This is a genomic window from Actinomadura sp. NBRC 104425 (assembly GCF_030269545.1).
Lineage (GTDB): Bacteria > Actinomycetota > Actinomycetes > Streptosporangiales > Streptosporangiaceae > Spirillospora > Spirillospora keratinilytica.
Genome location: NZ_BSTN01000033.1, coordinates 38270 through 52066, shown reverse-complemented (window position 1 = coordinate 52066; position 13797 = coordinate 38270). Strand labels below are relative to the sequence as shown.

At 68.2% G+C, this 13797-nt stretch carries 13 protein-coding genes; 3 read left to right on the top strand and 10 right to left on the bottom strand.

Features of this window, described 5'->3' with window-relative positions:
- Positions 1–63 precede the first annotated feature (63 nt).
- From hemC to QSK22_RS30140, 5 genes are all read right to left on the bottom strand, one after another.
- Positions 64–1077 carry a hydroxymethylbilane synthase gene (hemC, locus tag QSK22_RS30160; protein WP_285497847.1) on the bottom strand — a complete coding sequence of 338 codons (1014 nt, stop codon included), beginning with the start codon at positions 1075–1077 and terminating at the stop codon, positions 64–66.
- Positions 1074–2126 (bottom strand): porphobilinogen synthase, encoded by a 1053-nt coding sequence (locus QSK22_RS30155; protein WP_285497845.1) that lies wholly within the window; start codon positions 2124–2126, stop codon positions 1074–1076. Before QSK22_RS30155 ends, hemC begins: the two co-directional genes overlap by 4 nt.
- Before the next feature lie 99 nt (positions 2127–2225).
- On the bottom strand, positions 2226–2576 hold the full coding sequence (locus tag QSK22_RS30150; protein ID WP_285497844.1) for a hypothetical protein: 351 nt from the start codon (positions 2574–2576) through the stop codon (positions 2226–2228).
- Positions 2573–3013: a hypothetical protein gene (locus QSK22_RS30145; protein ID WP_285497843.1), complete on the bottom strand. Its 441-nt coding sequence runs from the start codon at positions 3011–3013 to the stop codon at positions 2573–2575. Before QSK22_RS30145 ends, QSK22_RS30150 begins: the two co-directional genes overlap by 4 nt.
- A complete protein-coding gene (locus tag QSK22_RS30140) occupies positions 3010–3297 on the bottom strand; it encodes a hypothetical protein (RefSeq protein ID WP_285497842.1) in 288 nt (95 codons plus the stop codon). The genes QSK22_RS30145 and QSK22_RS30140 overlap by 4 nt, the downstream gene beginning before the upstream one ends.
- Positions 3298–3511: 214 nt before the next feature.
- Between QSK22_RS30140 and QSK22_RS30135 the strand changes: the two genes are divergently transcribed.
- Both QSK22_RS30135 and QSK22_RS30130 read left to right on the top strand, forming a co-directional pair.
- Positions 3512–4822 carry an NsdA family TPR-like regulatory protein gene (locus QSK22_RS30135; RefSeq protein ID WP_285497841.1) on the top strand — a complete coding sequence of 437 codons (1311 nt, stop codon included), beginning with the start codon at positions 3512–3514 and terminating at the stop codon, positions 4820–4822.
- Positions 4823–4830: 8 nt separating this feature from the next.
- The gene (locus tag QSK22_RS30130) at positions 4831–5391 is read left to right on the top strand and encodes a GNAT family N-acetyltransferase (protein ID WP_285497840.1); all 561 of its coding nucleotides are present in this window, start codon (positions 4831–4833) and stop codon (positions 5389–5391) included.
- Positions 5392–6006: 615 nt separating this feature from the next.
- Here the strand turns inward: QSK22_RS30130 and QSK22_RS30125 are convergent.
- The 5 genes from QSK22_RS30125 to QSK22_RS30105 all read right to left on the bottom strand — a co-directional run bounded on the left by QSK22_RS30125 (position 6007) and on the right by QSK22_RS30105 (position 11828).
- Positions 6007–6336: a ParB N-terminal domain-containing protein gene (locus tag QSK22_RS30125; protein WP_285497839.1), complete on the bottom strand. Its 330-nt coding sequence runs from the start codon at positions 6334–6336 to the stop codon at positions 6007–6009.
- A gap of 100 nt (positions 6337–6436) precedes the next feature.
- Entirely contained in the window at positions 6437–8224 is a 1788-nt protein-coding gene (locus tag QSK22_RS30120) for a vWA domain-containing protein (protein WP_285497838.1), read from the bottom strand.
- Between the two features lie 73 nt (positions 8225–8297).
- Positions 8298–9482, bottom strand: a complete 1185-nt coding sequence (locus tag QSK22_RS30115) for an AAA family ATPase (protein WP_285497837.1) — start codon at positions 9480–9482, stop codon at positions 8298–8300.
- Positions 9483–9580: 98 nt separating this feature from the next.
- The gene (locus tag QSK22_RS30110; protein WP_285497836.1) at positions 9581–10510 is read right to left on the bottom strand and encodes a helix-turn-helix domain-containing protein; all 930 of its coding nucleotides are present in this window, start codon (positions 10508–10510) and stop codon (positions 9581–9583) included.
- Between the two features lie 829 nt (positions 10511–11339).
- Complete coding sequence (locus QSK22_RS30105; RefSeq protein ID WP_285497835.1) at positions 11340–11828, bottom strand: ATP-binding protein; 489 nt, start codon at positions 11826–11828, stop codon at positions 11340–11342.
- Between the two features lie 533 nt (positions 11829–12361).
- Here QSK22_RS30105 and QSK22_RS30100 point away from each other — a divergent pair.
- Positions 12362–13141 carry a hypothetical protein gene (locus QSK22_RS30100; RefSeq protein ID WP_285497834.1) on the top strand — a complete coding sequence of 260 codons (780 nt, stop codon included), beginning with the start codon at positions 12362–12364 and terminating at the stop codon, positions 13139–13141.
- The last annotated feature ends 656 nt before the right edge of the window (positions 13142–13797 follow it).

Sequence of the window (13797 nt, the reverse complement as noted above, 5' to 3'; positions counted from 1 at the left end):
CGACCCCCGCTCCGGTTCGCCCGGGACGGGGGCCGTTCCGCGTGTCCGAGGATTGTCGGTTGGTCAGTGGGGGATGCCGGCGATGATGTCGCGGGCGCCTTTGCGGTTGAGTACGCCCGCGACGTAGGCGCCGAGTTCGAACGCCCGGTCGGGGGTGTCCCACTCGTGGGCGTAGGCGAAGGTCGCCCCATCTCGACTGAACACCATGCCGATGAGGCTGAGTTGACCGTCCTCGGTGGTGTGACAGTGGCCGGCGATCGGGGAGTTGCAGTGGCCCTGCAGCCCGTGGAGCATGGTCCGCTCGGCCAGGATGTGCGTGCGGGTCTCGGCGTGGTCGATCATCTGGAGCAGTTCCACGATGCCCTCGTCGGACGCGCGGCACTGGACGCCCACGACGCCGGCGCCGATGGCCGGGCACATCTCGTCCATGCTGAGCACTTGCGAGATGCGATGCTCCATCCCGACCTTGGCGAGCCCGCCGCGCGCCAGCACCAGCGCGTCCACGGTCTTCTCCTCGTCCAGTCGGGTCAGGCGGGGGATGACGTTGCCGCGGAAGCGCTGCACGTTGACGTGGGGGTACTTGCGGAGGATCTGTGCCTTGCGGCGGACGGCCGACGTGCCGATCTTCGCGCCGGGCGGCAGTTCGGCGAGGTTGCTGTATTCGGAGCCCTCGGGGAACACGACGGCGTCGCGGACGTCTTCGCGCTGCATGTAGGCGGCGAAGACCAGCCCCTTGGGCAGCGGGACGTCACCGGGGACGTCTTTCATGCAGTGCACGGCCGCGTCGATCGCGCCGGTCATGAGGGCCTTGTCGATCTCCTTCATGAACAGGCCCTTGCCGCCCAGCTCCGACAGGTCGCCCTTGTGCCGGTCCGCGGACGTCTCGATGGGCACGTACTCGATCTGCAGGCCGGGAACTGCCGCGGCCAGCGCGTCAATGACTCGCCGAGCGTAGGCGCGGGCCAGGTGGCTGGTGCGGCCGCCCAGCCGCAGCGGCCGACCCGAAGGCAGGGCCCTAGAGAAGTAGACCTCGGCGGGCGAGGACACGGCTGTGGCGCCGGCGGGCACGATGGTCATAGGGATGCGGTCCTTGGTCTGGTCGAGTCGGCTACCCCTGATGACGGTATCGACCAGGAGGCGGCCAGGTCGGTTGCGGCGTAGGTGATGATCTGGGTGGCGCCCGCGCGGCGCAGCATCGTGTACTCCTCGGCGAGCACATCCGGGGCCAGCGAGAGGTACTCGCCCGACACCGAGAACGGCAGCAGCGGCGCCGCCGTCCGGGCGCGCAGCGCGATGAGGATGTCGGTGCAGAACAGTGCAGGTTCCAGCAGCAGCGAGCCGGCGCCCTCCTGCAGCATGCGCAGCCCCATCGATACAGCGCGACCCGCGCGGTCCGGGCTGATCTGCAGGAGGCGACCGCCGGAAGCCGGAGCTGCGTTCATCGTCATCCGGTACACGTCGTACAGGCCGGACGCAAGGATCAGATGCGTCATCATCCGCACACGTCCATACCCGGCGCCGTCGAGGGCCTGTCGGCAGGCGCGCACCGAACCCGCCGCCATGGCTGCCGGGCCGACGATATCGGCGCCTGCGGCGGCCTGCGTCACCGCCTGCGCGACCAGGGCGTCGGCGGTAGCCGGCAAGTCGACAGAGCCGTCGGGGTGCGACAGGTGGCACTCACCGCTGTCGGTGTAGGAGCACAGGCAGGTCTCGGTCATCACGGCCATGTCCGGATGCTGGTCCTTGACCGCCCTGATCGCCTGCACCATCAAACACCCCGGGTCCTGTCCGGCCGTCCCACGCGCGTCTCGCGTCGAGCTGCTCGCGAACAGCTTCACCGCTCGAATACCGACGGCCGCGGCCTGCCGCACGGTCGTGGGCAGGTCAGGCAGGGTGACGGTCGGCATGCGCCGGGCGCCCGTTCCGTCCCCGACCAGCAGCACCAGCACCAGATCGGGCGGGCGAATGCGCAGCGAATCGGTCAGGTCCCTGACCATGGAAATCCTCCTGTGTCGAGGACCGCACCCCCTTGGTTCCCCCGGGGGTGTGGCGTTGGAAAGGGCGGCGGCGCGGCAGAGGTTGACATACCGGCCATCCGCGCCGCCGCCGGCAAAGGGCCGCGCCACCCGGGAGGGGGCTGGGACGCCCGGGGGCGCGGCGGTTGGAAGGGGGCGACGGCGCGGGACATACGGGGAAGTGTCCACACCGCGGGGCCGCCCCCGGCTCTACGCGTCCGGCATCGGGATGGGCGAGGAGGCCGGGGAGATGTTCGGGCGCATCGGCCCCCACCCCGGGGACATCCGGTCCCCGCGGTCACCGCCGTTGCCGTCCGCCTGGTCGTCGGTGCCGGTGAGGGTGACCCGGCCGCCGGTCGCCTCCCGCACGTGGGCCGACAGCGCCGCCGGGTCGTCCAGCACGTCCATCCACGCGGGGAGCCCGACCCGGATCACCGCGGCATAGACCTCGGTGCGCAATGCCGCGTCGTCACTGTCCAGGGCGGCCAGGATCGCCACCCATAGCGCACGCCCGACGCCGACACTGCCGTCCCGGCCCCGCATCTGGCCCGCCCCACTCACCGCTCCTCCGTCCGCGTCAGCCAGTCGAGGAGCCGCCGCAGCCATCCCCGGCGCCTTTTCGCTTCATGCCGACCACGCGGAGGACGCTTCGTGGGCCCCGGCCGCTCCGACCCCGCCCGGCGCGGCGAGTGCGGCGGGGGCGACCACTGCACGCCCGCCGCCGTCCCACCGCCCCCCGGCATTCCGGCCGACCGGTCCGGCATCCTGCGACGGGGGCGCGCCCCGGCGGCGTTCAGACGGCGTGCCAGGTTCTCGGGGGTGTCCGCCTCGACGAGCTGGTCACCGCCCGGCCGCCGTAGCAGCGCGAACCACTGGCCGGTGTACTCGCCGAACCACGTCGGCACCCCCGGAAACCAGCGGGCGAACTCGGCCAATGCCCGCTCGGGGTCCATCTCGACGGCCGCCCACGACCGGACGCCGACCGTCGGCGCGGTCACGACGACACCCTCGGCCGCGCCTGCTCCGGTCGCCGCGACACATACGTGTAGACGTACATCGCCGCGTCCTCCACCTGATCGGCCGAAGCGATCAGCGCACCCCACGACGTGAAGACCCACGGCGTCCCGCCGTCGTCCTCACGCGGTCGGCACACCACCGTGTCCGACACGTACCGCACCTCGTCACAGCATTCCGGGACGTCCTTGTTCACTTCGCGGACCGCGCGCACCGTCCTGTCGATCACCAACCGCCGCGCCGACAGATTCACCGCCAACGCGGCCAATGGGCCAGACGGTTCATATCCGGCCGTACGATCGTCCATGGACCGGAGCCTCCTTCCGGTCAAGGCCCCGGCCGACGCCGCGATCGTCGCGTCCGGGGCCGCTTTCGTCTGATGAAGGCAAGTCAAACCGCGTCCCATGCCGTAGAGGCAGGGGCACAATGGGGAGCACCGGGAGGAGCAATCCGGAGCACCGGCGATCCGAAGGGCATCCGCTATGACCACCGCCGAAGAACGGCGTAGGATCGGCGCCCGTCTGCGCACCGAGCGCAAACGGCGCCGCTGGCTGAAACCGGAGATGGCCCGCCGACTCGCCGATCACATCACCGATCAGTGCCCCGACCTGGAAACCCTGATCTCTTACGTGAAGCGTTGGGAGGCCGGCAAGGTCGGTATCAGCGAGCGCTACCAGTTGGCCTACTCAGCCGCATTCGGCATGGACGTTGAGGAGCTGTTCGGGGACAACAGCAGCTCTGGTGAACCATCAGAAGCCGATGGCCGTGAACCTGACGCCAGCACCTACAGGAGTGATGATCAAACGAAGCGCCGACGATTCATCCTGGACTTCCTCGCAGGTCTCGGCCTAGCGGCCTCTGCCCGTTCGCTACTGCACCCAGGACAGGGTCCCCTCATTGGTGATGAGCACCTCGGGCTCGTTCGGTCCGCGTTGGAGCAGCTGGAGCATACGGATGCGCAGCGCGGCGGCGACCTCATCTGTGAGGGGGCCGCCGCGCTGCTGGCTCAGGTCGACGCCTGGATACAGCACGGCACTTACCCTTCCCGCTTGGAGGGTGAGTTGTACCAAGTAGCCGGGCATCTTGGTGCTTGGGCGGGCTGGACGGCCTATGACGCAGAACGTCATGACATGGCTTGGCAGCACTACCTGGAAACCTTGCTGCTGGCCCGGACGCGGGAGGACCTGCAGCTCGAAGCGCGAGTGCTGTCGTACATGTCCCTGCAGTCTCAGCGTCAAGGGCGTTCACGTGAAGCCGTCCAACTCGCGGAAAGAGGACTGCGCACATCTGCCGGGTGGGCCACACCGCGTATGACCGCATTGCTGCATCTGCGGTGCGCTCAGGGATACGCGGGTATGCAGGACCGCACCAGCGCCCAACGTCACCTCACTCTCGCGAAGAGAGAATTCGACAAAGGCCCCCACGAAGATGACTTGTCCTTTTTGGGGGCGCTCACACCCGCAGAGGTAGCCGGTGTCGAAGGCATGGCGTACGTGACCTTGGGTGAGCATCGACGAGCCGCGAAGTTGTTCCAGGCCATCAAAGAAGAGCCACATCCGGCCTTCCCGCGCAACACCACGTACTACACGGTCCGGCTAGCAGATGCCCTGCGCCGAGCCGGAAATCAGGCGGACGCCTTCGAGGTGGCCACGGAAGCGATCCCCCTCGTCGCCATGGTCAACTCAACGCGCATCCGAAGACAACTGGCCTCGCTGAGGCGGATGTCGAGAACTGTGCACTGCGCGTCAGCGCAGAAGTTCAATGAGCAGTACGACGAGGCATTCGGAGGCTAGACGATCAAATGACAGACTTCCAGTTCGACCTCCGACACCATGACGCCGCCGACGCGCGCCGACTGCTTGACACACTCATCTCAGTGCAACAAGAGATATACGCCAATACCGAGCCGCGCGAGTTCTTCACTGAAGATCGATACCGCCGCCAGATCACCGGGCACATGACCGCGCCCGGCTGGGAACTTGTCGCGGCATATACCCCCGACGGCGAGATGATCGGCTATGCCTACGGCTTCCCACTCCAGGCCGGTAGCGGGTGGTGGCAAGGCATGCTGACACAAGTACCGGACGAGCAACTCAGGGAGACGGGAACGCGTACGTTCGCGCTTTCCGAGCTGATGGTGAGGAGACCATGGCGCAGCAAGGGTGTGGGGCGGGCACTCCATGATGAACTACTGTCCAGGCGTCGCGAGGAGCGGGCAACGCTGCTTGTAATGCCGGACAACACTGCGGCAAAGGCCGCTTATGCCCGGTGGGGCTGGACCGGCCTAGGGCAGTTGCGACCTTCATGGGAGGGCGCTCCGACCCTGGAGGCGTTGGTGCTCCCGTTGTCGGTCTCACGGTGACGTGCCACCGTCACTCATGGGGGGCTTCCACGCGTCCGGCCTGGTCTCCGCTGTGGGAAGCTGTGGGACGATCGTGCTTGCGAGGCCACGTGAGACAGCGCGAGCCTGCGTCATGATGACGGCCCCACCTCGGTAGACACCATTCGTTCCAGGTAGCGAATCCGCATAGACCTTGTTCGGGACGAAGAGGCACTGGCGATCAGTCGAGATCGTTCACCGAGACGCTGCGGCTTCTCACTGCCCGCGCGCCCGCATTCGGAGGGCACGCCCGCGCGAAATGGTCCGTACCGTCATCTCGCCGTTCGCGCGGGAGTGCCCTCCGGGACGGTCGGTCTGCTAACGCGAGTCGCTGGATCGCCCTGGAAGGTGGTGGCCTTCGGGACGGTTCGGCCAGTCAAAGGACACGTGGGGACGCTCCTGGACGACACCGTCACCGCACCAGGACCAAAGCCGGTGATGGTTGGTGTTTCTGCCCCTGATGGGTGAGGCCGGGTGTAGCACCGCGCCGACGGCGGGTTGGCGTTCGTTAGGGCGGCACCGCTGGCCGCGGCAGGCACCATCGAAGGTGTCACGCGTGTGGCGAGACCGTGGTGTCAGCGCGTGCATGCGGGGTTGTCAGATGCCTCCTCCTCGGATGCGGCAGGCGCGTTCGTCGCGCTCGTCGAGGACGACGACCGGCAGGGTCCGGATCCCGGTGGTCAGCGCGCGGTGAATTCTGTGATAGCCGTCGATCACCAGGGGTGTCTGCGCGTTCGGGATCGGCACGGCCAGTAGGGGGCGGGACAGGTCAACGGTGGCGGCGTGCTCAGGGTCGATCTGAATCACCGGCCGGGCCCACGCCAACCGGTCGACGTCGGCCTGCATGACGGGGTGCCGTGCGGCCAGTCGGGTCGCGGTGTCGATGTCCCATGCCCAACCGAGAAGAACGAACATCTCGCCGGCCACGATTTCTCCGTTCGAGTTGTACACAGATGCAGTTGAAGCGGGGGATCGGGGAACGGCGGGGCGCGGTCGCCATCACGGCCGCGCCCCGCCGTCAGGGCCGTCAGGCGTTGCGTAGGGCGCGGGCAGCGGCGGCCCCGATCGCGGTCACCGTCGCCGCCGGATTGGTCAGCGTGAGCAGGTGTGCGCCGTCCATCGGGTACGCCCGCCCGGTCAGGTTCAGCCAGAGCACCGCGCATCCGGCGGCGGTCAGCCGGTCGATGCGCTTTTGGCCGATGCGGCGCTGTTCGGCGGTGAAGATGCCGTCGGAGACGACGACCAGAAGCCGGGCGGCGCCGGGGCGGCTGAGGTCAAGGCCGCCGTCCAGGGCGTCCACCGCTTGGACGAATTGCTCGGTCGAATCGCATGCGGTGAACTCCGTGACGGTCGCCGGAACGGCTCCCGGATGCGTGACGGGGCGGACCTTCGCGCCGAAGATGACGGTCGCCGAACGCGCATCGGGGATGTGGGATGCGGCTCGGGCGAGAATCCACGCCGCCGAGGCGACCGGTACGGACGCCTCCACCATCGATCCGGACACATCACAGGCGATGCCGATGCGCAACGGCGGTGCGGGGACGTGGCGCCGTGTGGTCCGGGTGAACGGTTCGGCCGTGGGCACGGCACCGGCGGCGCGTTGGGCGTCGGCGGCCAGCGCGGCGCGCATGCGCAGCCGTCCGGGTGGTGCGGGTGAGGTCTGGACGGTGGCGACGCGTTCACGGTGCGCGGCGGCGCGCAACTGGCGTGCCAGGCGGCGCGCGGCGGCCTGTTCGTCGCCACGTGGCGCCCGGGTGCCGATTATGGCGGTGGGGCCGTGGCGCCCGCGCTCAGAGTGGGTTGATCGGAACACCCGGCGGGCCGCGCGTTCGGTCGCCTCACGAACGGCCTGTTCGCGGCGCCGCCGGTCGTCCTTCTCTTCCGCCGCGCCCGAGGTGGATGCCCCATCCGTCTTGGCGACCGCGCGGAGGGCGCCGCTGATCGCCTCAGCCAAGGGGGACGGCCCGGACGGCTCGCCCGAGGTGGGGGGCGGTTCGGGTGCGGGCCGTTCCGGATCAATGCCGATGATCTCGCACCAGCGGCGGCCGAGGTCGATCATCGTTTCCCGGTCGTCATCGCCGGTACGGTGCGCGATGCCCCACAGGTCGGCGAGGGCGTTGAGCCGCTTCTCGCCCAGGATCTTGATGATCATTTCGGTCAGCGGCTTGGTTTCGACGTGGTCGAGAATCCCTGCGTCGGTGCGTGCCAGCAGCAGGGCGGCGGCGCGTCCGGCGTCCCACGGGGTCATGGTCGCGCTGATCGTGGCGCCGCCGGACGCGGCGGCTCTCGGCGTGGGATCACCGGGCATCGGGCCGGGTGTGGTCCCGGCGGGCGGCATGAAATCGGCGAGGACGAGGCGGCTTGCCGAGGCGCGTAGCCAGCGGCGGTCGGCCGGACGGCGGCGGATTTGGGCGGCCTCGATCCGGGATTCTTCCAACGCCAACGCGGCGTCGATGTGGGCGGCGGGTGTGCCGTGCGGCGGTGTCCAGCGGGTGTGGTGGGCGTGCGCGGCCTCGTGTGTCAGCACACCCCAGAGCGCCGGGTACCGTTCCCGGTCCGATACCCGGGACGGGTCACACGTCCGGGGGTCGTGGCCGAGGTGGGCGCCGTCCAGTTCAATGGTGGCCTGGGCAGGGATGAAACATCCCGGCGCGCCGCGTCCCTTGCCCGGGGCGCAGGTGACGGTCAGGTCTTCGCGGTCGGCGAGGTCGGCGACGGCCTCGGTGAAGGCGGCCGACAGCCTCAGCCAAGGGCCGTGCGGGTCGGTCCCCGGCGCCGGTTCCGCCGAGGGTGCGGCGATGATGTGCGCGGTCATGGGTGGTCCCCCGTTTCTTCAGACGGTTTGTGTTCGGGTGGTGGTGTCGGCCGGATGCCGTGGGCGCCGTCGGTCAGATCTGGCGTCCAAGCGACAGCGGTGTAATCGGACGGCCGTAGACGGCGGCGACGACATCGGCGACGACGGGGCGGTCTTCTTCGGGCGCGATGCCGACGAGGTTGGACACCGCCGCGTCCGCACCGAGAACGTCGGCGATCTTCTGAAAGGCGATCAGTTCCCGAAGTTGCGGCGCCCAGCCGATTTCGCCCGACTCCTGCCGCTTGGACAGGTTCCGCGCCACCCGCACCGCCTTTGGGTCGATTTTGAGAGTGCGCGCCAGGTCGTAGTCGGTCGACACCCTGATTTGTGCGGCGAACCGAGACGCTAGCGCCTCGGTCAACACCGCGCCATGAACGCCCGGGTTGTGACCGGCGATCACGTAGAAGCCGGGCGCCGCGCTGATCGTCTCGCCCTTGTGCGCCTTCACGGTGATCTGGCGCCGCCCGTCCATCGCCGGATAGACCACAGCCAGCACCTTCGGCGAGATCAGCGTGGCGTCATCGATGAGCAGCGCCCGACCTTCGGTCATGGCGGTGACCAACGGGCCGTAGACGAACTCGTAACCCCCGCCGGGCGCTTGGGTGTATTCGCCGATGAAATCGGCGACCGCCGTGTCACCGTCTCCGGCCACCGTGATGAGGTCGGGGAACGCCGCTTCGACCAGGGACGTCTTGCCGGTCCCGGGCGGGCCGTACAACAGCGCCGGGATGCCCGCCTCACGCAGCCGCCGCAACGCGACCACGTCGGGAAGGTCGGCCAACTGGCGCGGGTGGTACGTCTGCCCGTTCGGTCGCACGATCGGCTTGCGCCCATCCACCGGCGATGGCTCTTTCGTGCTGACGACCGGTGCCGAGGCGGCCGGACCGGACGGGCGCGCGGCGGGCTTTCCTGCGCACGTGCCGCGCACCCTGCCACCGGAGGGCGGCGTGGCGGCGTGGGCAGTGGTGGCCGTGGCCCGGTAGCGGCGCGGCCGGTTCGACACCTCCTCGGCGTGGCCGTGGTCGGCCAACGTCGCCAGCGCGTTGCCGACGGCACCGGCCGACCGGTCCAACGCCTTGGCGATTTCGCCCGGGGTGAATGCGCGGGCCGGATCGGCGGCCAGGTGAGCGGCGACCAGGCGGCGGAGTTCGCCCTGTCCCAAACGTCGGGTGGTGGCGGACGTCGAAACGGTCACGGGCATGGATCGCGCAACGGTCATCGCGGTCTTCTCCTGTCGAAAGTGGTCTAAGGTCCGGAATGGTGGCCGTTCGGGACGGGCGGGCGTTGCGCCGCGCCCGTCCCCGTGTGCGGTGTCGGTCAGCGCGCGGTATCGGCCTTCGTGCGGGCAGCGGATTCGGCGGCGGTGAACCGGCGGGGACGTTCGCACACCAGCGCGGCCTCACCGGCCTCGACCAGGCGGTCCAGGGCGTTGGAGACGGCACCGGCCGAATGCCCGAGCACCTTTCCGAGCTCGTGCGGAGTGAACTCGGCGCCGGGGTGAGCGGCCAGATGCGCCGCGACCTTCGCGCGCATTTCGCCCTGCCGTGATCGCGGCCGCCCCGAGGCGGTGCGCGGCCGCCCGTTGACCGCCGCGCGCACCAGCCGCCGCGCCTTACCCGACCCGCCGTACACGGTGTGGATGGCCGTCAATGCGGCCGCGCCGTCACCCCGGTCCAGTGCGGAAAGCGCGTCGCTGATCGCCGCGCCCAGCGCCGTCAGCGCGTCCCGGGCCTCAGCGACCGCCGCCGCGTCCATGCCGGAGCCGTCGCCGTCCGTTGTCGCGCCGTCGTCGGTGCCATCGGTCGTGTTCGGCGCGCCGCTGATGCCGGGCTCGTCCTGCGGGGCTTCCTGTGAAGCGGTGTCCGTGGCCGCCACGTCATCGGCGGGCTCGGTGGCGGGTGTGGTGTCGTCCGCATGTGCATCGGACTCCGGGGCATCGGGCGCGACCGCGTTCCAGGTGTCGGGCCGTCGCTTACCGTTGTCCCACCCGCCGTGCGTGCGGACGGCGCGGCCGTCGCCCTCCATGGCCGTCAGTACGCGCGCCACGGTGGCGCGGCTGACCTGTGCCGCCATGGCGATGGTCGCGACCGTGGCGCCGGGGTTGGCCGTCAGCGCGTCCCATACGGCGCCAGCCGCGCCGGACGGACGTCCGAAACCCGGACCATTGACCGCACCATTCGCGGCGCCCTTGGCGCCCGTGGGCCGGTTTTCGGTGGCGCCGTTCGCGGCGGTCTTCTCCGATGCCATTTCGCCTCCAATTCGTTGGCCACGGCGCCCGGATATCGGCGCCGTTCCCGTCCGTCGGTACATCGACCATTTCTCGATAACGCGCCACTAGGCAAGAACCGCCGCCGGATTTTTATTCATCTCACTAACTGGACTAGCCAACCGGCACACCATCCACATGGCCACGAATTCAAACCACCGTAAAACTTGAATTCCCCCGGCCGGTGGCATGTGGGCGTCACGCCATCAACCCCGGGGGCGCCTCTTTCGGATTCCGTCTCGAGTGGGGCGCGGGCGAACGACAAACCCCGGCGTCCGGTGTGCCCGCTCATCTCCCCGCATGCGACGCCTCGGGTTCCATAGGTGCACTCCGGCTGATGCAGGCCGGCGACCGCTTCGGGTAGAGCTCCCCTCGAAGGGGCCGGGGCAGAGGGGCATGACGGGGATCCGCTTGGCAGCCGAGGACCGCTATTACCAGGGGTCGTCCTGGGGACGAGTCGGGCTCAGGGATGGAATATGCAGAAGCGAACTGGCCTGTACAGACACATGTGGAGGCACCTTCCGTTCATAGCCAGAAGACCGAAGAGAACCCGGAACGAAAGACCGATCGAAAGACTCTAAGTGTCGCGGCAGTACGTTGTTCCTTGCCCACTATCCCGACCTGATGATGCGCCGACGCCGGCCTCACACCTTAGACGGATCCCAATACGGCAACCGTGGTGAACCACCAACTCACGGCGGAAGCCCCACCCGATACCCAGGCGCGGGTCGGCGGATGGGGCTTTGGGAGCCAAGTGTTTTCTGACTTCGCTTGCTAGAGGGCAGCCGGTTACCGACAGGATGACCTCTGCTACTGCGCCAGCGAAACGTGAGGCGCAGCGGCCTGATCTTGACTGCGGAATGAGATATCGGCCCAGACGGTGTGGCCGAGTTCGACCGAGCCGTGGATGCCGTAGGAGATGGCGAGTTCGGCGACGACCTGCAGACCGCGCCCTCCTTCCTTCAGCTCGCATCCCCGCTTCTTCGAGCGGAACAACGGCACGCATCCCCCGCCGAGATCGGTGATCCCGATGTAGGCGACATCGGCGAAGGTGACCTCCAGCCCGAACCAGCCACCGGGTTCCCCCGACCGCGTATGCAGCACGGCGTTACTCGCCAGCTCGGCGACCACGACGCCCACGTCATCCTCCCGCCCGGTACCCGCGAACAGCGCCATGGCGAACAACCGCGCCGCCGTCACCTGGTCGGTTCTCCCCGCGTAGACACGCCGCCACCTCAGCGGGTCGGCACCCCACAACCATTCGGCCGCGGTGCACATCTTCCACTTCCCTCTTGCCATTCAGCGGACTCCTCTCCCTGACTTGAGGGCCCGGCCGTGCCACCCCTTCGTAACACGGCCGGGCGGCGTCAAGGAATACCGTCTTCACTACCCGCGTCAAGTCGCACGCCATAAGACTTTCAGCGTGCCGGCCGCGAGAACATTCCGTATCTCGCACGCGGGGGCAGTCGATCGTCTTCCGATTCCCCATCAGCACCCATGCTCGGCCAATACAGCAGCACTCGGAGATTTCGGGATCAGCAGCCCACCGAGGGGCCGGCCCGGGAGGGGTTACCTGATTCTTACCTGGCCACCTTTCGTTGTCCGAAGGAGCAGGTCAGCCCAGATCTCAGCACATCGCGGCACTTTGCCTTTGCGAGCCGACCCCACCATCAGCACAGCGTTTCCGCAGGTCACAGGGGATCTGGGCGCGAGATCGGCGCGTTGTCCACATGCTCTTGAGGGCCTGCTCAGCCCATGCAGTGCCGATGAACTGCCCATGCCGCGGCGGATACCTGGCGACGCCCAGTAGCCACACGACATCGGGGGTCGTCATGTCCACCAAACCAGCCACCGACGGGAAGCTGACCGCCAGCACCACAGCGCAATGGGCCAACGCCCTAAAGACCGCAGACACGGCCTTCAAACTTCTGACCACCGGGCCACGTCCACTAGCGCTCGACGGCCGCGACCTCGGACACGGGCTTCCCGCTCGCGAGATCGACCTCGCAGAACTGCGCGACAGGCTGCTCAGTAAGTCGGCCACCGACGCCCTCAAGGACGCGGTGTGGGCCGAGCTCGTCACCCGTGCCCGTTCTGGGGATCCGGCCTGGGTCATCGGCTGCGTCGGAGTCGCGATGCCCGGCCTGAAGGCCGTTGCGGGCCGCGCGGTTCAGACCAGTCCCGTACACTGCATCGACGACATCGTCTCGGAGATGCTTACCGAGTTCGTCGCTCAGCTGGCACACATCGACATCCAGCGCCCGAACATCGCCCCCCGTCTGTTGTTCTGGGCCCGCAAGGGCGCACTTCGCGTCCGTGCACGCGAACGCCGTCACCTGGCCTGTGATCCACTGCAGATGCCCGCCGGCCCCAACATCCCAGAGAAGGCAGGGCCCGAGACCGTCCTCAAAGAAGCCGTGAACCAGGACATCATCAGTCCGGCATCCGCGTCTTTGATCGCCGCAACTCGGCTGAACGGTAGATCAGTCAAAGATGTCGCACTGGAGCAAGGCATCCCCGCGCACCACCTCTACAGACAGCGCAAGGCCGCAGAGAAGGCCCTCCTGAACGCTATCCGCACAGGGCAACTTTCGGTCACTCATCTCGACTGACAGTGATGATGTTCGTGGTGACGCCGCAGGTGGGTCTGACCCACCGACTGACTGACGTCTCGACTGTCTCCTTTGGAATTTGTCGGCCCGCCGGGCGTCACCACGCACGCGGCCGGACAGGTGCTTGTGACCTCATATGAGCACCCCGAGCAATCAAGTCGCACCGGTCTACCCAAGTGACTGCTTTTCATCCTCGGGTGGCGTCCTGGATCTCGCGGTCTTGCTGGACTTGGATGGCCTTGGCGAGCCGGCGTCACGTCGTCGATGTCGACCTCAACGTCGTACCCGGCAGCGGTCAGCGCTCCCAAGCCTGCTGGGTCGGGTACCGCTTTGCCGCCTTGTACCGGCTCTGCTGCAGCCCGATCTTGCCGATCGAGCGCATCCACCGCCGTCCGCACCGCAGATCTTGTAGAATCTCGTGGGCTCCGGCTTCTTTCTGCAATCTGTAGATCGAGGTTCCGTCGGCCCGGATGTGCCTTATCACAAGGCCCACATCACTTTTCCTCGGATAACAAAAATGCCGCGGCCAAAGAGACCGAGGTTCTACAGGCGTTGCCATGGTGGCGGACGAGAGCAACAGCAGACCACGTCCGCTCGCAGAGGTGACAGCAGGCCATCGCCCATCAGGGTGGGATAACGCCGCCGCAGATATGCGG